This window comes from Bacillus nitroreducens (assembly GCF_964021195.1).
Genome location: NZ_CAXHYI020000001.1, coordinates 596,402 through 618,209 on the forward strand (window position 1 = coordinate 596,402; position 21,808 = coordinate 618,209).

The following is a 21,808-nucleotide window of genomic DNA, read 5'->3' on the forward strand; positions in this document are numbered from 1 at the left end:
GTAGTTACAACTGAGTTACACGTTAGATTTGTGGCAAGTATTTAGGTATAAATCAACTCTTTAAAGTCTTATGCTTGTACAAATCGAAATATATTAAAAAGGGCTAGAACTACGTTCGTACTGTAGTTCTAACCCTTTTATATGATTATTCTATTTTGGAAGTTTGAAGTACCATTTCATACATTTGTTTGGTTGGTTGCATCGGAGTTACCCCTAGCTCATCTTCTAGAGCAGATACACATTTTTTATACCACTTAATTGCTTGAGGACGATTGTTTTTATGATAGTAACAGAACATCAACAGTCGATATGCTTCTTCCCATGTGCGGTCTTTCGCTAAAATTTGCTCACACCAATAAATGGCTTCATCATATCTTTCAGTTTGAACAAAGGCTTGCGAAATGCGTTCGGCACCACGTAGAAACAATACCTGAAGCCGCTCTCTTTCACTTAAGCACCAGTCTTCATATCTACGGTTAGGTAAATAATCACCTTCATAGAATTCTAGTGCCTGCCTTAAATATTTGATCATTTGCTCGGTATCTTTTTCATGCAATCCTGCATGAATCCATTCTTCAAATTCAATTATATCTAACTGGTAGCCCGCTTCTTGATTCAATCCATAGGATGAACCTATTCGCTTGATAAAAAATGGTGTTGACCTTGCTACCCGTTTTGGCTCTAACGCCTTATTTAAGGCATTTAATGCAACCTTAAAGTCTCGTGCTGCCGCCGATTCATCATGGTCTGGCCAAAGACATGCAAATATTTCTTCGCGATCAATCATTGAATGACGCATAGTAACAAACAACTCAAGTAATTCTTTTGCCTTGCCTCTCTGCCAATCGGATTCCTCCACCTCTTGACTACCGAGCCAGACTCGAAATCTCCCTAAAGTTTGAATTCGTAACGTGTAACCAGGATGTGAAGTAATATTTGAGTATCCCAAATCATTAAGAAGTTGGTTAACATATGGAAGATGTATGCCTTCTTTTTGGGCATCTAGTAATAATGGAACGACATTATATAAATCTAGCGGACCAAAGGTGGTTCGCTTTGTAAGGATAAAATCATATCCCCCAACCTGCATTTTCTTTAATAAACTCGTAATGGCTTCTTTAAAAGCATCACTGTCCTTTTGGTGGTAATGCAAGAATGCCAGCCAAAGCTGTGTTAAAACGATTCCATATTGATCACCACAAGTTTGAAACAAGCCTTCACATCGTTTTAGATAATGTCCAGCTTCGTTCCACTTTTCATTATGAACAGCTGAGATACCCATACATAATAGGATCAGTGCAGATAGCCATGCATCCTTCACTTTTTCTGTTTCGTCTAAGGCTCTATTGCCAAATTCAATCGCTTTTTCATATAATCCTTTGTTACCATAAAGGAGGCATAAGCCCATCAACGGCTCTGCTTTCCCCCTTGATACATTTAGTTCGTCCATGATTTCAAGAGCTGTTTCATAGCACTGTGTTGCTAGTGATGTATCATATTTTTCGAGTAGTTGCACAGCGTGACCCATGCGAATCCAACCACAAGCTTCAACAAAAGGTGCTTGAAATTGAACTCCTTGTTTTATCCCTGATTCCGCAAGCTCTTTCGCCACCTGTCCATTTCCCATAAATGCCTCGATTAAAGATAATAATAAATCTGTTTCTCGATGGGATTGTTGTAAATGGCTGGTTTTGTTGTCCTGTTCTATCACTTTCTTTTGACTCAGTATTTTTTTTGCTTCCACTAGCTTGCCAGTTCGCAAATAAAGTCTTGCCTCTAAATTCCCATCAAGTAATGGAATATTTAAGGCTCTCCCTTTTTCATACCACTTTTTTGCTTTATTTGCCTTTCCAGCGTTTGCAAGATTTTCAGCCATTAGTTGATATACTCTACTCTTATCTTCACTTGAAGAATCTTTGTGCTCTTCGAGTGCTTCAATCGCCTGCAATAAATAACGCTCTGCTTTACCTGGCTGAATGGTATCAAGGTAGATTCTCGCTTGTCCCTCGTAAGCCTTGCTCAAACTGCGGAGATCCTTAGCTGATTTTGCTAATTGGATCGTCTTTATGTAGCAATCTTCAGCCTCTTTATATGAACAGCGATATCTTAATGCTTCACCTTTATAGAGCCACAGCAGGTAATAATGGTTCATAAGAGACTCAGGTATGTCTTTTATCCGGTCTAGCAGACCGACAAGTTGCCCATTTTGAATCATTTTTTCTCCATATTGATGAAGGATTTCTGCAATTCTTTCAAAATCGCGAGTTGCTTCTAAATGATAGATTGCTTGATTAAAATCACCAATTTTTTGATAATATTTCGCTGATTGAATATGCAGATTGTGAAAATGGCGCTCATTCATTGAGAATAAACGCTGTTCTAGAAACTCCTTAAACAGTGCATGATACCGATATTGACCTTCCCCAATTGATATCAAAAAGAGATTTTGATCGGAAAGCTCCTTTAGCATCTCACCTGAGCCTCTAATCCCTAATACTTCATCACATACTTTTCCATTTAATTCTTCAAAAATACAAGTATTTTCAAGAAATTGCTGAATCATTGGAGGTTGTTTCATGAAAACTTCCATAGCAAGAAACCGAAATAACTCATCAAGCGATTTCGATTTATTATTGAGAATGGACTCTAATCCTCCTTCAGAAACTAATTGCTGACGTATCATTCCAATTGCGATAATCCATCCCTCTGTCAATGAGAAGATTTTTTCAATCTCTTTTTCATCCATTTCACGTTCGTACAAATCACTTAATAGAACATCTACCTCGTCAAACGAAAATACAAGTTCACGCTGCTTTATCTCAAGAAGGTCTCCTTTCACATTCATAGAGGTTAGAAAATCCCAGTTGGGCTTAATCCTGCACGAGATGACAAGATTTAAGTTTGAAGGAAGATGTTGAATTAACCACGTCATCCACTGGTCAATTGCTGAAGAATGTCCAATAAGATGATAGTCATCGATAACCAACAGTATATTTGTATGAAGCACAGAAATTTCATTAATAAATAAAGAGCAAAGCGTTCTTATTTCTTCATCTCGAACATATCTTTCAATCTTTTCAATAAAAGAGAGGAGTTCCGTTCCGAAGCCCTGGTAGTTTTTTCGAATCGCATAGACCACATATGTTAAAAAAGGAATAATGTCATCATCATTCGCCCCGATACTATACCAGCAAGATAAATCTTTTCGGTCATTAATAAAAGCTGCAAGTGCAGTTGTTTTCCCATACCCTGCCCCTGAGTGCAGAATAGTGAGCGGATATTTTGGAATCGTTTTCATTTTCTTCATTAAGGTAGGTCTTCGTAATATCGTATCCTTTACATTGGGTGGAGTTATTTTTGTCTGGAGAACTTGTATCTTAGTACCCAACTCATAACCTCCCTTCTTTTTGTAATTTTGCTACTATTTTATCATATTCAAACTAAAAAAGAACTCGAATTCTGGCTGAGTTCTTTCTTCTTGTTCTTTATATTAAGTAGGTAAGTGTTTTTAATGAAGGATTCCTATTTTATCGAATGGCCAATATTTGATATTTACCTTCCCAACCACCTGGTCCATTTTTACAAATCCAAAATGACGGCTATCCCAACTATCTAAGCGATTATCACCAATGACAAAAAGTTGATCTTCAGGCACAGTTGATTCTCCCGTTACTTCTTCAAGGGTGAAATCTCCTGTTAATTGACCAATGAAAAGTTCTTTTTTAAAGGAGTCTAAAAATGGCTCAGAAACAGCTTTTCCATTTACATAAAGTACATCGTCCTGATATTCAATATGATCACCTGGCAAACCGATGACCCTTTTTACAAAGTCCTCCTCTTTGTTTTTATGGAAAACTACAATATCAAAACGGTCAAGCTCTCCCAACTTGATCCCAATCTTGTTGACCATTAAGAGGTTTCCATCCTCAAGAGTTGGCATCATCGATTCACCCTCGACGATGTAGTTTGTAAAAAAAAACGCTCGTAAAAAAACAACAATAATCAAGCTGATTCCTATGGATTTAACGAAAGAAAGGTTTGATTTTTTCTCCGTTTTAGATCCCTCCACTCTGACTCCCCCTCTACTCAAATACGCCTTAGCGTTTGTTCGTTGAGTACTCCCGCGCTTTCTCAAAATGTACCCGTTGAATATCCTATGGCTTCGGTGGAGGTTCCTAACTTTATTTAGTTTGGAGATTACTCTCTAACTAAAATAGTAACTATTTTGCCTCTTTTCAACTTATAGGGTGCGATGTCTAGATTAAGTTAGGCCTCGTCTTCTTTCAGCCGAGTTGGCTTTACCTTTAGCCATGCTTCCACCCTTTTCCCAACAATCCAAAGTATAAAAATAATAACGGCTACAATAATCGTTCGGACTGGCTGTTGGTAAAGAGCTCGTATATCATAGCCTATGAAACTAATGGTGAATATCATGACTAATTTTCCACATAAAACGGCTAATACAAATTGGGCTGTACTGACCCTTGAGAGTCCAGCAACTAAATTAATCGCTGCAGATGGGGTAAACGGAAAACATAGTAAAAGAAATAACGGACCAAACCCATGCCTTTCCACCCAATTTATAAGACTTTTTATTTTTTTGTGGCGACTTACAAACGAAAAAAAACGTTTTTGACCATACTTACGAACTAAAAAAAAGACAAGAAGAGATCCTCCGATCGCACCTATCCACGAATATAAAAAACCAAGCCAAAGTCCAAACGCATTTGCATTCGCAACCACAAATGCAACTAAAGGCAAAAACGGTAAGAACGCTTCTAGCATCGGAAGAAGTATTCCTGGCAACGGACCAAATGACCGGTATTCCCCTAGTAATTCTTCTATATTTTTCAATGTAATGAGTTCTTTAATTGTTTCTATATCCATATGTATCTCCTCAACATTAAGCGTATGCTAAATATATGATTACTAATATTGTACACCCAATTGGACATTACTACCAAAATATTTCGTTTAATCTACAGAAAAAGACACTAGTTTTGCACGAGGGCACTGAAAAAGTCCCTTTCTAAAATTGGTGTTGATTTCCGCTGCAGCCACTCGCTTTCCGCGGGCGGTCCGGGAGCCTCCTCGTCGCTGTGCTCCTGCGGGGTCTCCCCTGGCCACGCTTTTCCCGCAGGAGTCTCGTGCCTTCCGCTCCAATCAACATTAGTTAAAAAGGTATTATTTTCTCTGAATTTGAGAAAATAATACCTTTTTTCATTATATAATGGTTGTATCAATTCTATGTGGGTGGGTTCTATGATTCAAAAACAACAATCAATGACTTTTAGTCCGTTTATGCAAATCTATGATATTGTCGTTCCGCAGGATAATATGCTACGGAAAATGAATGAACTTGTGGACTTCTCTTTCGTATAACCCAGGGTGAAATGGTATCATATGCATAAAAAAGACGACTTTTAATTCAAAAAATGAATTTTAGTCGTCTTTTTTGATTTATCAATTTAATCACCTATAAAAAACGTAAGTTTTTCAGCTGCCTCGTTTTGCACCAGTGTCTTTTTGCATCTTAATTAAGATATTCAACGAACCAGTCTTTAATATGGTGGAGACGAGATATTCTCAGTTTTGGATTTCCGCTTCGTGATAATTCGTGATTGGCTCCTGGGAAACGTACAAATTTTGTTGGTTTCTTTTGATGCTTCAATGCTACATAAAATTGTTCGGCTTGCTCAATTGGACAGCGGAAATCACGCTCACCATGAATGATTAATAACGGTGTTTCCACATTTCCCACATATTTGAGTGGTGAATGATCCCAGAGTTTTTCAGCATCTTCAAGTAGATTCCCTTTTAGCTCCCAATCCGTAAAGAAATAACCAATATCACTTACACCATAAAAACTGATCCAGTTTGAAATGGAACGTTGTGTTACAGCAGCTTTAAATCGTTTTGTGTGTCCAACAATCCAGTTAGTCATGAAACCACCATAACTCCCTCCAGTTACACCAAGTTTCGTTTCGTCGACAAATTCAAAATGTTGGACAGCATAATCTGTTGCTGCCATTACATCTAAATAGTCCTTACCACCGTAATCACCTCTAACGGCATCAACAAAATGTTGCCCATAGCCGTGACTTCCACGAGGGTTTGTAAAGACAACGACAAAACCTTTGCTCGTTAATACTTGGAACTCATGGAAATATGTATTAGCATACATTGCATGTGGTCCACCGTGTACTTCGACAATGGTCGGATATTTTTTACCTTTCTTATAGCCAAATGGCTTCATCACCCAGCCATTTATTTCCCAGCCATCTGGGGCATGGAATGTAAACGGTTCTGCATCTGACAATTCAACTCCCTGTAAAAAAGGTTCATTTACATTTGTGAGTCGTTTGATATCACCCGTACTCAAATCCAAATGGTAGAGATCCCCTGGCTCTGTTGGTTTACTAATCCCTACAATAGCCTTATGGTTGTTCACTGTTAATGCGAATACATGCTGATTTTCAAAAAGGGAAGGATACATTTCTCCCTCTATTGACCCATAATAAACCCCTGTGCTGCCATGGTTTGAGAGGATAAAGTAAAAACTTCTGCTGTCCTCATTCCAAATGACTCCTGGATTTGAACCACCTAATTGGAAATCAGCAGCTACACAATCACCAACATAGGCATCTAACTCACTTGTTAAACAAATTAATTCTGCATTTTCGACTGTATATAGGTAAATCTTAGGTAATGTAGCACCTGCAAATTCTTGTTCATGGCCAATTAATGCGATGTACTTGCCATCTGGTGACCAAGATGGATTTCCGAAATTTCCAGTACTCCCTGTAATCTTGTGATAACTTTTATCGTTAATGGTCATGACGTATATGTCAGAAATCAAATTATAATCTGAATCCTCACTGATATCACCTACGAATGTAATTTTTGTCCCGTCTGGTGACCAACAACCCGCGGTATAATCATATTCTCCTGATGTGAGTTGCTCCACTTTTCCAGTAGCCACTTCAACTACTGCAAGGTGTTGACTTTTATTATCTAAGAACCCAGCAGCATCTGATTTATAGCGAATTCGCTCGATTACCATTGGTTCAAGTTTTTTCTCATCTTCATCTTTCTTTTTTTCGTCTTTATCTGAAATGCTTTCATCTGGTGCTAACGAAGTTGTGAACAAGAGCTTTGTGCCATCTGGTGACCAAACTGGATTTCGCGCACCATTAACACAATATGTAATTTGTTTAGGCTCGCCACCGTGAGCGTTCATAACATAGATTTGCTGTTTACCTGAACGATTTGATACAAATGCAATCACTTCTCCATCAGGAGACCAACGTGGTGAGCCATCTCTAACATCCCCATATGTCCATTGAGTGATCTTTCCATCAACTGTCCCTACATATAAATGTGAATTATACTCATGCTTTTCTTTATTAATCTCAGTCTCAACGTATACATACTTGCGTCCATCTGGTGAAAACTGTGGATCATTCACTGTTTTTAATTCATATAAATCCTCTGCAACGATACCTCTAGGCTTTTGTTCTGTCATCTCTAGCTCCCGTCCTTTATCTCATTAATTGTCAAAGTAGTTTACTTTTTATATTCCTTCCAAAAGTATTTCGACATTTGAAATAAATTCTCCTTCACTCTTCTTGATTCTTCTTAAAAAATATATTATAGTATGTATACAAACATATGTTCTAAAAAGAGGGGTAATCATGACAAGAATACCAGAAGATGACCGTGATATTTTTGAAAAAGCCATCTTTTTGCCAATGGTTCTTACCATCCTTAACCGTGATCTTTCAGTAATAGAAACGGCTGGCTTTAAGTTAAAAAAGCCGTATCTCCAGCTACTTGAACATACAATGAAGATGGTTCAAAAAGACCTCTATACAATCAAACAACAAATGAAAAAGAAAAATATGAAGGTATGGGAAAAACAAAGAGATGAGGCATTTACCTTATTTTCATTCATGTATCGAGGCTATGAAGAGGAGCATAATTATTTTAACCCACGGATTCGAAATGAGGTTCAACAACTTCTTGAAGCTTATTTCATCAAAAAAAATACAAGTGAGTAGATACATTTATCGCAAACGTACTGATAGATTCATTTAATAATAATTGGACATTTTTTGGTAAGTTTAATTATTTTGGGGGTTTAAGACAAATTTGATACGTTTCTTTGGTTTATCCATTCTATTGGTGACAATGGTTCGCAGTTGTGCAGTTCTATGTAGTTGATTTTGGAAGGAACCTTTCGAAATTTGCAATTGGACTGCCTGTTTATTTGTAAAAATAACAGTTGTTTTCTCATGTAAACTATAATTACAATCTGAAACATAATTATGTGAGAGCCATGCACAATCAAGCTTCGTTGGGGAGGCTGTTGGAAACAGGAAAATTTTATTAGACGCTTCAACAATGATTGGTGCTTTATGGGTTACTCCCATAATTTCACGTGTCCCTTCTTGCCTACCTTTAAGTGAACTTCCAAAATAACGGCAGCTTCTGTCGACAATCTCGGTTGGCTTCATGGCAACAACATATTCACCTTCCACTTCAAGTACTCTCGAACAGGTATTATTTCCTATTTCAATTGGTAGTACTGCCATAGTGTCTGGATTAATTTCATATTCCATTAAATAATTTGAATGCTTAACTTCCATGTACTCAACCCCTCTCGATTTGTTCTATTATTCAACTGATGGAAGCACTTACATATTATCATTTATAGGTATTTATAACTAGTCGGTTCACAAAATGTTCATAAAGAAAAAGTGGATTTCTTTTTAAAATACTCTTTTGATCTTCCAATAACCATTTTAAAAGAAACCCACTTATATTGTGCTTTTCTATATAAGTATCATCCATTCAAAGTCATAAACAAATCTTTTCATAAGATAAGTACACTATTGCGTATTTCTCAGGAGTTCTCATTAATTTGTCCTAATTCTTTTTCAGCTAAATAGGCGTTAGCTTGTTCTAATGTGGTGTGTTCATCAATAGAATTACCTGCATATGCCGATTCAGAAAGAAACGGATTATTAGTATCAAGAGTATTCGACATTCCAAAAACTGGATTTAATGGTGTGTTCATCGGTATATCATGAGTTAATTGCTTATTGTTATTTTTCAATTTTTTTCCACCTCCACTATTATCATGCTTAAAAATCCAAAATATCATGTAATATTCTTTTATATTCCAACTTAATTTTTAAAAAGTCAAAAAATTCAGTTGATTTTCTCCCCCCTGCTAAATATACTAATAAAAAGGATTTAGGGGTGAGCTTTCATGAAAAAAAGAAAAACATATTCAGAAATCATGAAGTCACAGGGTACGAAGGCACTTAAAGCACCTAAAGAATCAGTATTAGATATCTATATTCAAATGGTTATTGATGAGAGCCTATTTAAACGAAAAAAAGAACTATTAGAAAAAAAGGTGAATGAAGCAATTGATGCTAACAATGAAGGGTTGTTTATGAAGGCATCTGCAGAATACCGCAAATTATATAGTAAAACGTAGTACAATGACGGTGATGCTTTTTTCAATCACATAAAAAACTGACTAACAAATGTTAGCCAGTTTTTTCGTGCGGTGTGCACTACTTCGTAAATTGAGCTTCCTCCGTAGATCCCTTGAGTGCCGTAGTCGAAGATGTTCCACCTGTAATAACCTGTGCCACTTCATCAAAGTATCCAGTCCCTACCTCACGCTGATGTCTTGTTGCTGTGTAACCATATTTTTCACTTGCAAACTCAGCTTGTTGGAGCTCTGAGTATGCTCCCATTCCTCTTTCTTTATAACCCCTGGCTAGTTCAAACATACTATGATTTAATGAGTGGAATCCTGCTAACGTGACAAATTGGAATTTGTAACCCATCTTACCGATTTCCTTTTGGAAATTCTCAATTGTTTCATCGTCAAGCTTCTTTTTCCAATTAAATGATGGAGAACAATTATAGGCTAATAGCTTACCAGGAAACTTCTCATGAATGGCATCCGCAAATCGCTTAGCTTGTTCTAGGTCTGGTTCGGACGTTTCACACCAAACCAAGTCAGCATACGGTGCATAGGCTATGCCACGTGCAATTGCTTGGTCCATTCCCGCTTTTGTTCGGAAAAAACCTTCTGGTGTTCGTTCACCCGTAATAAATTGCTGATCAACAGGGTCAATATCACTTGTAATTAAGTCTGCAGCATCAGCATCTGTACGTGCTACGATTATCGTTGGAACTCCCATTACATCTGCAGCTAAGCGTGCAGAAATTAAATTACGTACTGCATTTTGTGTTGGTAATAATACCTTCCCACCTAAATGTCCACATTTCTTTTCGGAGGAAAGCTGGTCTTCAAAGTGTACTCCAGCAGCTCCCGCTTCAATCATTCCTTTCATTAGCTCAAATACATTCAACTGTCCACCAAAACCTGCTTCTGCATCAGCCACAATCGGAGCAAACCAATCAATATCTCCCTCTCCCTCTAAATGCTGGATCTGGTCAGCACGTTGTAATGCTTGGTTAATTCGTTTTACCACACTTGGTACACTGTTAGCAGGATATAAACTTTGGTCTGGATACATTTGTCCAGATAAGTTTGCATCAGCAGCTACTTGCCACCCGCTTAAATAAATGGCTTTTAATCCTGCTTTTACCTGCTGAACAGCTTGATTTCCTGTTAAAGCTCCTAAAGCATGAATATAATCTTCCGTATGAAGAAGATTCCAAAGCTTTTCAGCGCCTCTTCGTGCCAATGTATGTTCAATATCAATTGATCCACGTAGACGAATCACATCTTCTGCACGATAAGGTCTTTCAATCCCTTTCCATCTTGAATCCATTTCCCAGCTTTCTTTTAATTTTTCAACTCTTTCATTTGTCATTTTGTTTTCCTCCCTTTATTGTTATACTACAGATTAATAATTATAAATGTATTGTATAACAGAACATTTAAAAATGGAATATATTTCTGAAAATTTTATATAACAATTTTAAAAATAGTTATTCTGTACTATAACAACAGAAAACGAAAAATGCCTTGCTCACAGAAATAGTTCTGTAAACAAGGCTATTTGGGTTATTTGTCACTCTTTTCAAATTCGTTTATATACGTAATTCGCTCAAGCATCGTAGGGTGCCCATATCTAAAAATTTTCACTAGGAACGGCGGATTCACTTGACTTAGTCCTGCTTTTGATAATTCTTGAAATGTCGAGACTGCCGCCACGTTATCATTAGTCATTTCAATAGCATACAAATCAGCTGACTTTTCCTGATGTCTTGAAACTGCATTTGAAACAGGATCTGAAACAAAACTCAGAACAGAAATTAATAAGAGAAACACAGGAAGAACTGCAATATCTTTTACACTTGAAATTTTAAATATATGTCCCCATTTTCGTATCATATAGTTCATGAGTTTACTAATGATAAATAACCCAACAAAAGTTAATAGCAAATAGCCAGCAATTCCGAAATATATATGCTTCATCACATAATGCCCCATCTCATGGGCCATGATGAATAAAATTTCGTCTTCACTCAACCTTTCGAGAGTAGTATCCCATAAAACTATCCTAGAATTGGAGCCAATTCCATTTACATATGCATTAAGTGCATTTGTCTTTTCTGACATATTTACTTCAAATACATGATCTGCTGGAATATCCGCGCGACTTGCTAACTCAAGAATTTTCGTTTCAAGTTCTTTGTTCGTTAATGGGAAAAAATCGTTATAAAGTGGGTCGATAATAACTGGCTGTACAAACATGAGAAACAGTGAGAACGGGATGGATAGCAACCAAGCATGAAACCACCATCTTTTCTCATTCCTGCGTATTAACCAGAACAAAACGCCAACAATCACAATCATTAAGGCATAATTCACCCAAAAATCAATTAATAAATCCTTCATCCAACTTTGCGTTGACTGGACACTTATGTTATATGACTTGGAGACATTATAACTTATCCATGAAAGAGGAAATGATAAAACCTCTACCAACAAGGAAAGCCAGAATAAATAAATCGCCGTTTGGAGAATCGAAAATTTAGCTGATATTTTAGACCAATCTCGAAATTTTGCTGAAATCCCGATTACGAGAACCAATGTATAAATGAGCCATTCAAATGGTACTGACAAGAAAAACAAAAGGTTTCGAAATTGTGAATACTCTTCACTTAACAATAGCTCACGATCACTCATAAATGTCTGTGGGTCTGCTGGACTTCCTTGTAGCTGTGACGGGATATCCGTATTTGCTCCAAAAAATAAATACCAGGCTATAAACAGGCCAAAGACCAGATAAATTCCAAGTGACCAACTAATTACCTTCTTCACTAAGCTGTCCCCCTTTATGTACAACCTCTTCTTTTATTATTTTAGTTTAAAGTGAGGCCAGTTAGAACAATGACTTTTCTCTTGTCCTATCTTTGACAGGATGGACAACTAATAAAACGTAGTAAGCCTAGGGATTTATTCTAGGCTCTTTTTAGGGATGATATTGATATCTACTAAGATCGATTGAACCATTTACGACCTCAACTCCTTCATCCTCTAAAAAGATGATTTGGGCGGTACGCGTCTCTTCGTCTCTAATGGCAATTTCACCTTTGGAGTTTATAACTCGAAACCAAGGTAAATTATGCTTTTTACTCATGGAATGTAGGATTCTCACAACTTGTCTTGCACCTCTAGGACTCCCTGATAGACGTGCAATCTGTCCATACGTCATGACCTTGCCCTGTGGTATTTGACTTATAATTTGAATCACATTTTCAGTAAATGGTTGCATATGGATGATTCCCTTACGTTAGAATGACTTGATGCTTACTACATGTATGGAACTAGAAAACTAAATGATTAAGCGAAACTCCAATATTGGAGGATTCCTCATCCTGCATTGATTTTTAGTTGCGTCCCATAACACACGAGCTATTGTTGTTATATTCGCTGTTTAGACGATAATCTAATTCTATCAGTTTTTTTTTCATTTCTATCAACATTATAAAACTCTATCGGCGTTAGAGAAATCTAAAAAAGCGCCTCAGCACTGAGACGCCCAATCCATTCTATTTTCCTTTATAAATAGGTTTTCTTTTTTCATTAAAAGCATTTAATGCTTCGACTCTGTCCTCGGTTGGGATAATCACTTCATAGGCTTTACGTTCAATTTTAAGACCTGTATGTAAGTCTGTATTCATTCCTTCTTTTATTGCAAACTTAGCTTGCTGTAAGGCAAGCGGTCCATTTTTCAACATTTCATTTGCAAATTTCAAAGATTCTTCCAAGAGTTCATTACGTGGTACGACACTCGAAACAATTCCGAGTTCTTTTGCTTCGATTGCAGTTATTCGTTTTGCGGTTAATATCAGTTCAAGTGCTTTCGTTTCACCAATCAGGCGCGGAAGCCTCTGTGTTCCTCCAGCACCAGGAATAATGGCAAGACTTGTTTCTGTTAATCCCATTTGAGTATCTTCTACTGAAATTCGGAAGTCACAAGCTAAGGCAAGCTCCATACCACCTCCAAACGCATATCCATTAACAGCAGCAATTGTTGGCTGTGGTAGATTTCCTATATTCTCAAAGACTGATCCTATTTTATAAACGTTTCTTCTGACCTGTTCTTCATTTAAGGTTTTTCGCTCTTTTAAATCAGCACCTACACTAAATGCCTTTTCACCTGAGCCAGTAAAGATAACAACCCTTACATCTGCATTTGTACGGATATGCTCAACTACCTCATCTAGTTCTTTAAGCATCTCATAATTAAAGCTGTTTAGCGCTTCTGGGCGATTTAGTGTGACAGTTGCGATATGATTTTCAACTCGGTATGTTACTGTAGTCATGGTTCCACCTCTTACTATTAATTTTGAATCGCTTACATCCTATTTCGCTTTTAATAGAAAAATTCCTTTAACAAATTTTATTTTAAAAAAATTAGAACAGGTCGACTTGACCTGTTCCTTTAAAACTTACTTATTCATAACTAAATCCTTCAATGCTCGTCGAAGTATTTTTCCAGTCGTGTTTTTAGGTAGTTCTTCAATGAATTCAATCTTACTTGGAAGCTTGTACTTTGCTAAATGTTCTCGACAATATGCAAGGAGATTCTCTTCTGTTAAACGATCATTCTTTCTAACTACATAACACAGAACTGCCTCTCCCTGTTCTGGGTCTGGCACTCCAACTACTGCAGCTTCAACTATATCAGGATGATTATATAAAACTTCTTCTACCTCTCTCGGATATACATTATATCCCCCGACAATAATCATGTCCTTCTTACGGTCAACGATATAAAAATAGCCTTCTTCATCCATTCTTGCTAAATCACCAGTATAAAGCCAACCATTACGTAATGTTGCAGCAGTTTCTTCAGGCATATTATAATAGCCTTTCATCACATTCGGTCCACGGACGACGAGTTCACCAACCTGACCAATTGGAACTTCATCTCCATCTTCATTAACTACTTTATTTTCAACATTTACAATATTCGCCCCAATTGAACCTGGCTTTCTTGGACGATCTAATGGATTAAAACAAGTTACTGGTGATGCCTCGGACAAACCGTACCCTTCAGATACTAACACATTGAACTTCTGCTCAAAGCTTTTTAACAGAGCTACAGGCATCGCTGAGCCGCCTGAGATACATAAACGTAGTGAACGTAGGTCCTCAGGATTCCCCTCGGGATACTGTAAAAGGAAATTATACATCGTTGGTACTCCTGCAAAAACAGTTGCTTGATATTCTTTTGCGATTTCAAAGATTTCTTTTGGACTAAACTTAGGCACGATTAGCATCGTTCCCCCATTCATTAGTGGAGCATTTAATGCTACGGTTAAGCAGAAAACATGGAACATCGGCAATGTTGTGATAACACGATCAGAGTTAGAAATCTTCAGGTACTCCGCAACATCCCTTGCATTACTATACAAGTTCATCTGTGTTAACATGGCTCCCTTAGGTTTCCCGGTTGTTCCTGAAGTGTATAAGATAACAGCGACATCATTGTCGTCTAGAGCTGGTCCAACAAAAGTGACTTCTCCTGCTCTAACGACATTTGAAAACGATTTCATTTTAGGATAGATTGATAACTTTGAAACATCTAATTCACTATTTGTCCCTTGAGGTGTTTCGGATACAATGAGGTGTTCAATTTTCGGAAGGTGTTCGTTCATCTTTTCAAACAGTGGGACAAGCAAGTCTAATGTAATTACAGCCTTAACATCACCGTTATTCACGATATATCCAATTTCATCAGGTGTATAAATGGGATTTATCGGAATAACGGTTGCTCCTACCCTGAGAGCACCGTAAAATCCAATGACAAAGTGTGGAGTATTCCCCAATACTAAAGCGATATGGTCTCCTTTTTTAATCCCTAACTTTTCTAACCCGCTTGCAAATCTCGTTACTGCACCATCTAATTCAGCATATGTACTTACATTTCCTTGAAAAATATATGCTGGCTTGTCAAAATATTTCTTTGCTGTTTCCCTTAGTCGTAATGATAAATTCAACTTTCTCCCTCCCTATACTTTATGAATGAATACTCATTCATTATACTTAATAATAATATACATAATTTATTATATTGAAAGAAAGTTTTTCTATCAAGAATATTTAGAACAGTTTTTCAAAAAAACAAGTAAGATTCAAATAAAGAATCCTACCTGTTTTTCATATGAATCAGTAAATTAATTGGATAAAATCTTCTTTTGTAATTTTACCAAAATAATGTGATATATCGATGTTTTCAAGTGCCTTCTCCAATTCAGCCTTTTCGTATTTTTTTCCAATTAACTGATTTTCGATTTCCTCTACATCCCCAACACCAAAAAAGTCACCAAAAATCTTACAATTTTCAATGACACCCTTTTGAACCTCAAGTCGCACATCAATTGAACCAACTGGGAAACGATGTGTATGTTGGTAATTAAATTTAGGTGATTTTCCATAGTTCCAATCCCAATTTTGATAACGTTCTTTGGAAATTTCATTGATTTTTTCCCAATCTTGTTCAGTCAATTTATATTCAGGAATGTCCCCATCCGAGTTAAAAATGTACCGTAGTAGCATCTGTTTAAATTCTTCAATCGTAATTTGTTCAGTTAGGAATTCACTGATATTTGCAACCCTGCTTCTTACAGACTTAATTCCTTTTGATTCTATTTTATCCTTCTTTACTTTTAAAGCTGATACAACGTGATCAATCTCAGAATCAAACATAAGAGTACCATGGCTAAACATTCTACCTCTTGTTGAAAATTGGGCATTCCCAGAGATCTTTCTACCTTCAACCTCAATATCATTTCGTCCGCTAAGTTGTGCATTTACACCAAGCTTATGTAATGCTTCAATGACCGGCTCAGTAAACTTTTTGTAATTATGGAAGCTTTCCCCGTCATCCTTTGTAATAAAGCTGAAATTTAGATTTCCTAAATCATGATACACAGCTCCTCCGCCTGATAAGCGTCGCACTACTTTGATACCATTTTCCTCAACATATTGAGTATTAATTTCTTCAATCGTGTTTTGGTTCTTCCCAATGATGATTGATGGAGCATTAATATAAAACAATAAATACGTTTCATTTATGTCGAGATTTTTCAGTGCATATTCTTCAATTGCTAGATTGATTTGTGGATCGGTAATACCTTTATTGTCGATAAATAACATAGCTTTTCACTCCCAAGTTAATCCAGATTTTGCTAATTTGATAGGTCCATTATATTGTTGTATAGCTTGATTGACTAAGTCCTGATGTTGTCCGTAATGTGGCAAATGTGTAATCCAAAGCTCCTTCACATTGGCTGCAGCTGCTATTTTTCCAACTTCCGTGCTATTCATATGACCCATATTAGAACCATCTTGTTCTGCGTATAAGTTACATTCACAAATAAACAGGTCTGCATCTTCGGTAAAAGGAATAAACTCTTCTAAGTAACTTGAGTCAGCAGAAAAAACAACTGTTTGTTCACCTGCTGAAATCCTCATTGCGTAACATACTGCAGGGTGTTTCGTTTCCATAAACGAGATGGAAAATGGTCCAATTTCAATTGTTTTTTTCGGATCATATGCAATACCTTTTGTATGCCCCTTATACTCTAGTTTTGAAAAGCCGTCTTGATCAGCCATATGGCCATATATCGGAAGTACTTTTTGATTGTTATGTATTGTATTCGTTACGAGTTTTGCGTACTGCATGGGACCGACATCTGCTACATGATCATGATGGTAATGAGATAAAATTACCGCATCAAGTTCATCTATTGTTATATAATTTTGAAGCTGTGCTAGTACACCACTTCCGCAATCAACGAGTAAACGAAACCCCTCATGTTCAAATAGATATCCAGATGTGGCTTCATTTGCTGCTGGAAAACCACCCCAGAAACCAACTACCGTTACTTTCATAGAATCACCTCTCCTTGTTCTTACTTCCACTCTTCTTTAATGGTTTACCCCATCCAATACCACTATAATCGAAACGAAAAAAAAATGCATTATTAGCGAAAATTGTTACAAAACAGTTATTGACATATTTTAAACTGTTATAGTACACTATAAACAATAAAGCGAAACCAACAATCAGAAGAAGGGATTCTTATCCCCACTGATTGGGAATTGAAGCCCACATAATAGGGGTCCTTGACTACCCGTATATGCGGAGAAAACAAACGGAGGGGTTAAAATGTTAGTAAAAAGTACAGAATTTTTCAAAAACTTGCCGCCAAAAAAATGTGTTGAGTGTGGCCATGAGATTGAGGAGCAACATGAGTGCTACGGCAATAAATGCGATCATTGCAATGAAATCAAATAAAAAAGGAAGGCTCAGGCCTTCCTTTTTTATACGAGTACTGGTGTATTTTCTTTTAGGAATTCGAGAACATTTTTTACTGCTGCTTCTCCTTGGTCTATACAGTCAGGTAGACCTAGACCTTCATAAGAACTTCCCGCTAAGAAGACACCAGGTAAGTGTTCAGCGACATTCTGTTTAATCGTTTCAACTCTATCCTTATGACCAACTGTATATTGTGGCATCGCATCCTTCCACCTTGTTACAATTGAAAATTCAGGTTGGTCCGTAATGTCCATCGTTTTATTTAAATCATCGAGGACCACTTTGATAATCTCCTCATCTGTTTGATCGACGATTGCTTCGTCCCCCGCTTTTCCAACATAACAACGCAGAAGAACCTTACCTTTAGGAGTTGTATGAGGCCATTTTTTATGAGTCCACGTAACAGCCGTAATAATATAATCATTATTACGGGAGACAACAAAACCTGTTCCATCAATATCTTTCTTGATTGCCTCCTCTGGGAAAGCCATTGCCACTGTTGCAACGGAGGTAGATGGCATATTCTTAAAGGAATCGAAGAATGGATATTGATTAAAGATAGATTGAGTAACATGATGTGGTGTTGCTAGTACCACGCTATCAGCTGTAATGGTTTCACCACTGTTGAGCTTCACTTCATAATGATTATTTTGTTTCTCAATACTTTCTACCTTAATTCCCTTAAATACAGTTCCTGGTTCGAGCTTAGCTTCTATCGCATCGATAAATGATTGCAAGCCTGTAGTTACAGTTAAAAATTGGCCTTTTGGTGCAGATTTTGTTGCACCATTTGTCTTTGGTTTTGGTGGTGTTGTTTGCTTCATACCAACAATTAGACTTCGGTATTTTTGCTCTACTTGGTAAAATTGTGGAAAAGTTGACATTAAACTTAATTGGTCAATATCTCCTGCATAAATTCCTGACAACAATGGTTCAATAAGGTTTTCTACAACCTCATTTCCTAGTCTTCTTCTAAAAAACTGTCCAAGTGACTGATCGCCATCATCAGATGTTCGTGGCAGCACAAAATCCATTGCTGCACGTAATTTACCGAAAGGCGTAAACAACCCCGTCGTAATAAACGGCCCGATTTGAGTTGGAATCCCCATAATCGAACCTCCTGGCATCGGATGAAGCTTTCCATTTACAAGAACATATGATTTACCAGCAGTATTGTTGACCAATTTATCCCCTAGACCTACTTCATTGACAAGTCGAGAGGCACTTTTTTTCCTTGCTAAATATGAATCTGGACCTCTTTCAATCACAAAACCATCTCGTTCAACTGTTTGAACTTTTCCACCTAGTCTATGACTCGCTTCCAAAAGGGTACATTTTATATCTAAGCCCTTCTCCCTTGCCTCTTTCTGGAGATAATAAGCTACCGTTAAACCAGTAATCCCACCACCTATTACGACTACCTTTTGATTACTCACTTAACATCGCCTTCTTTCAATAGTATGTCAAAAAATGGGATGAAAATGAACATCGGATGTGGAACTTCGACTAAAAGCCGACACGTCCTTGTCAAACTCGAATTCACCACATCCTGTAGAAGCTCGTTGGCTAGCCTTTTTTAGTTCCTTGGAAAAGGAAAATCACTTTTCCTTCGTGCTAGAACATTTGCCCACGTATCAACTCATACGTTCCGCCACTCAATCAAAGCTTCACCGCTCGAATTTTCGACGCAAAGGACGTGCTAGTGTCGACATTGCGACAGGACGTCGGGGTCTTGTCGACGCGGTCCTTTTCATCCTCCTTTTTGAACACTCATCAAATATATACATTCAATGAAAATTTATTTGTTTAGTTCTTTTAAAATCACTGTAGCCAATGTATCGATAAATTCTGGCTTTGCATTTGGCATTTCTGGACGGTAATAGCTAACACCTAGCTCTTCGGTAACGACTTTACATTCGTGATCATTGTCATAGAGTACCTCTAAGTGATCAGCAACAAACCCTACTGGAATGTACACAAATGCTTTATAGCCTTTTTGGTTATATAGATCCCTTGTTAAATCTTGAACATCTGGTCCTAACCAAGGCTCAGGGGTATTCCCTTCACTTTGCCAACCTATTGCATAATTTTTCACACCTGCTGCTTCTGCAATCAAATCAGCCGTCTCTTGTAATTGATTTGGGTATGGGTCCCCTGCAGCAATAATTTTTTCTGGTAAGCTATGAGCAGATACTATTAATACTGCGTTTTCTCTTTCATCTTCAGGCATTGAAGCATATACTTGTTTAACCTGATTTGCCCAATAATTGATAAATTTAGGCTCTTTATACCAGCTTTCTACGGATGTAATCTTCGGCCCACCAAGTTTTTCAGCTTCTTCTTTCGCACGTTCATTATAGGATTTCACACTGAAAGTTGAGAAGTGTGGCGCAAGTACAATACTCACCGCTTCCTCAATTCCATCCTGATTCATTTGTTTTACTGCATCTTCAATAAAAGGCTCGATATGTTTTAACCCTTGATACATTTTAAATTCAATATCATCTTGAATTTCATTTAAATGTTGTTCTAGTTTTTCCGCTTGTTCAGTTGTAATTTTAGCAAGTGGAGATATACCACCGATCGCTTCGTAACGGTTGCGTAGATCCTCTAAACTCTCTTCTGATGGCTTGCGTCCGTGACGAATATGTGTGTAATATCGTTCAATATCTTCCTCTTTATATGGAGTACCGTATGCCATTACGAGTAAACCCATTTTCTTCTTTGTCATTTCATACACCTCAAAAAGCTAGATTAGTTATTCTTTGAATATTCGTGGATGAATGTAGTCAAACGCTTAAGAGTTTCTGGTTTAACTTCTGGAAAAACACCATGACCGAGGTTGAAAATATACCCAGGTTGTTGCATTCCTTGGTCTAAGATTTCTTTTGCTTTTGCTTCAATAACATCCCATGGTGCTAATAAAATTGCTGGGTCTAGGTTTCCTTGAACCGTTTTCGTAATCCCTAGTTCCCTTGCTTTCATGATAGGCAAACGCCAATCAAGACCAACTACATCAATTGGTAGGTCATGCCATTCTAATGCCAAGTGACTTGCACCGACTCCGAACATAATTAAAGGTACATTTTCCTCACGTAGAGCAGTAAAAATACGATGCATCACAGGTTTAATGAAATGACGGTAATCTGCAACATTAAGTGCCCCTACCCAAGAGTCAAAAATCTGCACAGCTTTAACGCCTGCAGCAATTTGCGATTTCACATATGTGATGGTCATTTCAGCTAATTTATCCATTAGTGCAAACCAAGCTTCTGGCTCAGCATACATAAAAGCTTTCGTTTTATTATAGTTTTTTGAAGGCCCACCTTCAATCATATAGCTCGCTAGTGTAAATGGTGCTCCAGCAAATCCAATTAATGGAACCGAAAGTTGTTCTGTTGTTAAAAGCTTAATGGTTTCTAACACGTACGGAACATCTTCTTCAGGATGAATTTCACCCAGTTTCTCAACATCCTTCACAGAACGGATTGGGTTGCTGATAACAGGACCAACTCCTGCTTTAATCTCAACGTCTATTCCCATTGCTGGTAGCGGAGACATAATATCTTTGTAAAGAATTGCAGCATCTACATCGTATTGCTCGACTGGAAGTCTTGTTACATAAGCACAAAGTTCTGGTTGATGTGTAATTTCAAACAATCCGTATTTCTCTTTAATTTTCCGGTACTCAGGTTGGGAACGTCCCGCTTGTCTCATATACCAGACAGGTACGTGCTCAGTCTTTTCACCCCTAGCCGCCCTTAATAATGTATCATTGAAACTCTTTTGCATATGTATTTACCTACCTTTCAACATCCTCACAAATATTTATTATCATAGCATAGTAAGTTTGGTTTTTATTAATCGTACATTCTATCTCCTCACTCTATCACTATAATTGTTTCTACTATCCTTGTATACAAAACGGGGGCAAATGTCAAAAATTTGACGAACATTCACCAAGGGTGATGAAT

19 protein-coding genes are annotated in these 21,808 nt (G+C 37.3%); 3 read left to right on the forward strand and 16 right to left on the reverse strand.

Annotated features, from left to right (window positions below; genetic code table 11):
- Positions 1-145: 145 nt before the first annotated feature.
- The 4 genes from ACWPVE_RS02890 to ACWPVE_RS02905 form a co-directional block, all read right to left on the reverse strand.
- Positions 146-3,388: a BTAD domain-containing putative transcriptional regulator gene (locus tag ACWPVE_RS02890; protein ID WP_453990556.1), complete on the reverse strand. Its 3,243-nt coding sequence runs from the start codon at positions 3,386-3,388 to the stop codon at positions 146-148.
- Between the two features lie 120 nt (positions 3,389-3,508).
- Complete coding sequence (gene lepB / locus ACWPVE_RS02895; protein ID WP_453990557.1) at positions 3,509-4,069, reverse strand: signal peptidase I; 561 nt, start codon at positions 4,067-4,069, stop codon at positions 3,509-3,511.
- 197 nt (positions 4,070-4,266) lie between these two features.
- A complete protein-coding gene (locus tag ACWPVE_RS02900) occupies positions 4,267-4,887 on the reverse strand; it encodes a TVP38/TMEM64 family protein (RefSeq protein WP_453990558.1) in 621 nt (206 codons plus the stop codon).
- 646 nt (positions 4,888-5,533) lie between these two features.
- Positions 5,534-7,525: a S9 family peptidase gene (locus ACWPVE_RS02905; RefSeq protein WP_453990559.1), complete on the reverse strand. Its 1,992-nt coding sequence runs from the start codon at positions 7,523-7,525 to the stop codon at positions 5,534-5,536.
- 169 nt (positions 7,526-7,694) lie between these two features.
- On the opposite strand from ACWPVE_RS02905, the gene ACWPVE_RS02910 reads away from it, so the two are divergent.
- Positions 7,695-8,060, forward strand: a complete 366-nt coding sequence (locus ACWPVE_RS02910; protein WP_453990560.1) for a hypothetical protein — start codon at positions 7,695-7,697, stop codon at positions 8,058-8,060.
- A gap of 63 nt (positions 8,061-8,123) precedes the next feature.
- On the opposite strand, the gene ACWPVE_RS02915 is transcribed toward ACWPVE_RS02910, so the two are convergent.
- Complete coding sequence (locus ACWPVE_RS02915; protein WP_453990561.1) at positions 8,124-8,648, reverse strand: competence protein ComK; 525 nt, start codon at positions 8,646-8,648, stop codon at positions 8,124-8,126.
- Positions 8,649-8,905: 257 nt separating this feature from the next.
- Positions 8,906-9,166: a hypothetical protein gene (locus ACWPVE_RS02920; protein WP_453990562.1), complete on the reverse strand. Its 261-nt coding sequence runs from the start codon at positions 9,164-9,166 to the stop codon at positions 8,906-8,908.
- Between the two features lie 108 nt (positions 9,167-9,274).
- Here ACWPVE_RS02920 and ACWPVE_RS02925 point away from each other — a divergent pair, with 108 nt between their 5' ends.
- Positions 9,275-9,508, forward strand: a complete 234-nt coding sequence (locus ACWPVE_RS02925) for an IDEAL domain-containing protein (protein WP_453990563.1) — start codon at positions 9,275-9,277, stop codon at positions 9,506-9,508.
- Between the two features lie 79 nt (positions 9,509-9,587).
- Here ACWPVE_RS02925 and aceA read toward each other — a convergent pair whose 3' ends face one another.
- From aceA to ACWPVE_RS02960, 7 genes are all read right to left on the reverse strand, one after another.
- A complete protein-coding gene (aceA, locus tag ACWPVE_RS02930; protein WP_453990564.1) occupies positions 9,588-10,865 on the reverse strand; it encodes an isocitrate lyase in 1,278 nt (425 codons plus the stop codon).
- A gap of 194 nt (positions 10,866-11,059) precedes the next feature.
- The gene (locus ACWPVE_RS02935) at positions 11,060-12,322 is read right to left on the reverse strand and encodes a M48 family metallopeptidase (RefSeq protein WP_453990565.1); all 1,263 of its coding nucleotides are present in this window, start codon (positions 12,320-12,322) and stop codon (positions 11,060-11,062) included.
- 151 nt (positions 12,323-12,473) lie between these two features.
- Positions 12,474-12,776 (reverse strand): MGMT family protein, encoded by a 303-nt coding sequence (locus ACWPVE_RS02940; RefSeq protein ID WP_453990566.1) that lies wholly within the window; start codon positions 12,774-12,776, stop codon positions 12,474-12,476.
- 277 nt (positions 12,777-13,053) lie between these two features.
- On the reverse strand, positions 13,054-13,830 hold the full coding sequence (locus ACWPVE_RS02945; protein WP_453990567.1) for an enoyl-CoA hydratase: 777 nt from the start codon (positions 13,828-13,830) through the stop codon (positions 13,054-13,056).
- A 126-nt stretch (positions 13,831-13,956) separates the two neighbouring features.
- Positions 13,957-15,510, reverse strand: a complete 1,554-nt coding sequence (locus ACWPVE_RS02950; RefSeq protein ID WP_453990568.1) for a fatty acid--CoA ligase family protein — start codon at positions 15,508-15,510, stop codon at positions 13,957-13,959.
- A gap of 169 nt (positions 15,511-15,679) precedes the next feature.
- On the reverse strand, positions 15,680-16,669 hold the full coding sequence (locus ACWPVE_RS02955) for a lipoate--protein ligase (RefSeq protein ID WP_453990569.1): 990 nt from the start codon (positions 16,667-16,669) through the stop codon (positions 15,680-15,682).
- A gap of 6 nt (positions 16,670-16,675) precedes the next feature.
- Positions 16,676-17,407, reverse strand: coding sequence for an MBL fold metallo-hydrolase (locus ACWPVE_RS02960; RefSeq protein ID WP_453990570.1), 732 nt, complete (start codon positions 17,405-17,407; stop codon positions 16,676-16,678).
- A gap of 277 nt (positions 17,408-17,684) precedes the next feature.
- On the opposite strand from ACWPVE_RS02960, the gene yhfH reads away from it, so the two are divergent.
- Positions 17,685-17,813 (forward strand): protein YhfH, encoded by a 129-nt coding sequence (yhfH, locus tag ACWPVE_RS02965; RefSeq protein ID WP_453990571.1) that lies wholly within the window; start codon positions 17,685-17,687, stop codon positions 17,811-17,813.
- A gap of 26 nt (positions 17,814-17,839) precedes the next feature.
- Here the strand turns inward: yhfH and hemY are convergent, their stop codons facing one another.
- From hemY to hemE, 3 genes are all read right to left on the reverse strand, one after another.
- Positions 17,840-19,270 carry a protoporphyrinogen oxidase gene (hemY, locus tag ACWPVE_RS02970; protein WP_453990572.1) on the reverse strand — a complete coding sequence of 477 codons (1,431 nt, stop codon included), beginning with the start codon at positions 19,268-19,270 and terminating at the stop codon, positions 17,840-17,842.
- A gap of 362 nt (positions 19,271-19,632) precedes the next feature.
- Positions 19,633-20,565, reverse strand: coding sequence for a ferrochelatase (gene hemH, locus ACWPVE_RS02975; RefSeq protein WP_453990573.1), 933 nt, complete (start codon positions 20,563-20,565; stop codon positions 19,633-19,635).
- 23 nt (positions 20,566-20,588) lie between these two features.
- Positions 20,589-21,626 (reverse strand): uroporphyrinogen decarboxylase, encoded by a 1,038-nt coding sequence (gene hemE, locus ACWPVE_RS02980; RefSeq protein ID WP_453990574.1) that lies wholly within the window; start codon positions 21,624-21,626, stop codon positions 20,589-20,591.
- Between the last annotated feature and the right edge of the window lie 182 nt (positions 21,627-21,808).

Bases quoted from the DNA above. Each gene is read 5' to 3' on its own strand.
- ACWPVE_RS02955 (WP_453990569.1), bottom strand. From the start codon at position 16,669: ATGTTATTTATCGACAATAAAGGTATTACCGATCCACAAATCAATCTA.
- ACWPVE_RS02915 (WP_453990561.1), bottom strand. From the start codon at position 8,648: ATGGAAGTTAAGCATTCAAATTATTTAATGGAATATGAAATTAATCCA.
- ACWPVE_RS02920 (WP_453990562.1), bottom strand. From the start codon at position 9,166: ATGATATTTTGGATTTTTAAGCATGATAATAGTGGAGGTGGAAAAAAA.
- ACWPVE_RS02900 (WP_453990558.1), bottom strand. From the start codon at position 4,887: ATGGATATAGAAACAATTAAAGAACTCATTACATTGAAAAATATAGAA.
- hemE (WP_453990574.1), bottom strand. From the start codon at position 21,626: ATGCAAAAGAGTTTCAATGATACATTATTAAGGGCGGCTAGGGGTGAA.
- ACWPVE_RS02910 (WP_453990560.1), top strand. From the start codon at position 7,695: ATGACAAGAATACCAGAAGATGACCGTGATATTTTTGAAAAAGCCATC.
- ACWPVE_RS02960 (WP_453990570.1), bottom strand. From the start codon at position 17,407: ATGAAAGTAACGGTAGTTGGTTTCTGGGGTGGTTTTCCAGCAGCAAAT.
- ACWPVE_RS02945 (WP_453990567.1), bottom strand. From the start codon at position 13,830: ATGACTACAGTAACATACCGAGTTGAAAATCATATCGCAACTGTCACA.
- yhfH (WP_453990571.1), top strand. From the start codon at position 17,685: ATGTTAGTAAAAAGTACAGAATTTTTCAAAAACTTGCCGCCAAAAAAA.
- ACWPVE_RS02940 (WP_453990566.1), bottom strand. From the start codon at position 12,776: ATGCAACCATTTACTGAAAATGTGATTCAAATTATAAGTCAAATACCA.
- ACWPVE_RS02925 (WP_453990563.1), top strand. From the start codon at position 9,275: ATGAAAAAAAGAAAAACATATTCAGAAATCATGAAGTCACAGGGTACG.
- hemH (WP_453990573.1), bottom strand. From the start codon at position 20,565: ATGACAAAGAAGAAAATGGGTTTACTCGTAATGGCATACGGTACTCCA.
- aceA (WP_453990564.1), bottom strand. From the start codon at position 10,865: ATGACAAATGAAAGAGTTGAAAAATTAAAAGAAAGCTGGGAAATGGAT.
- ACWPVE_RS02905 (WP_453990559.1), bottom strand. From the start codon at position 7,525: ATGACAGAACAAAAGCCTAGAGGTATCGTTGCAGAGGATTTATATGAA.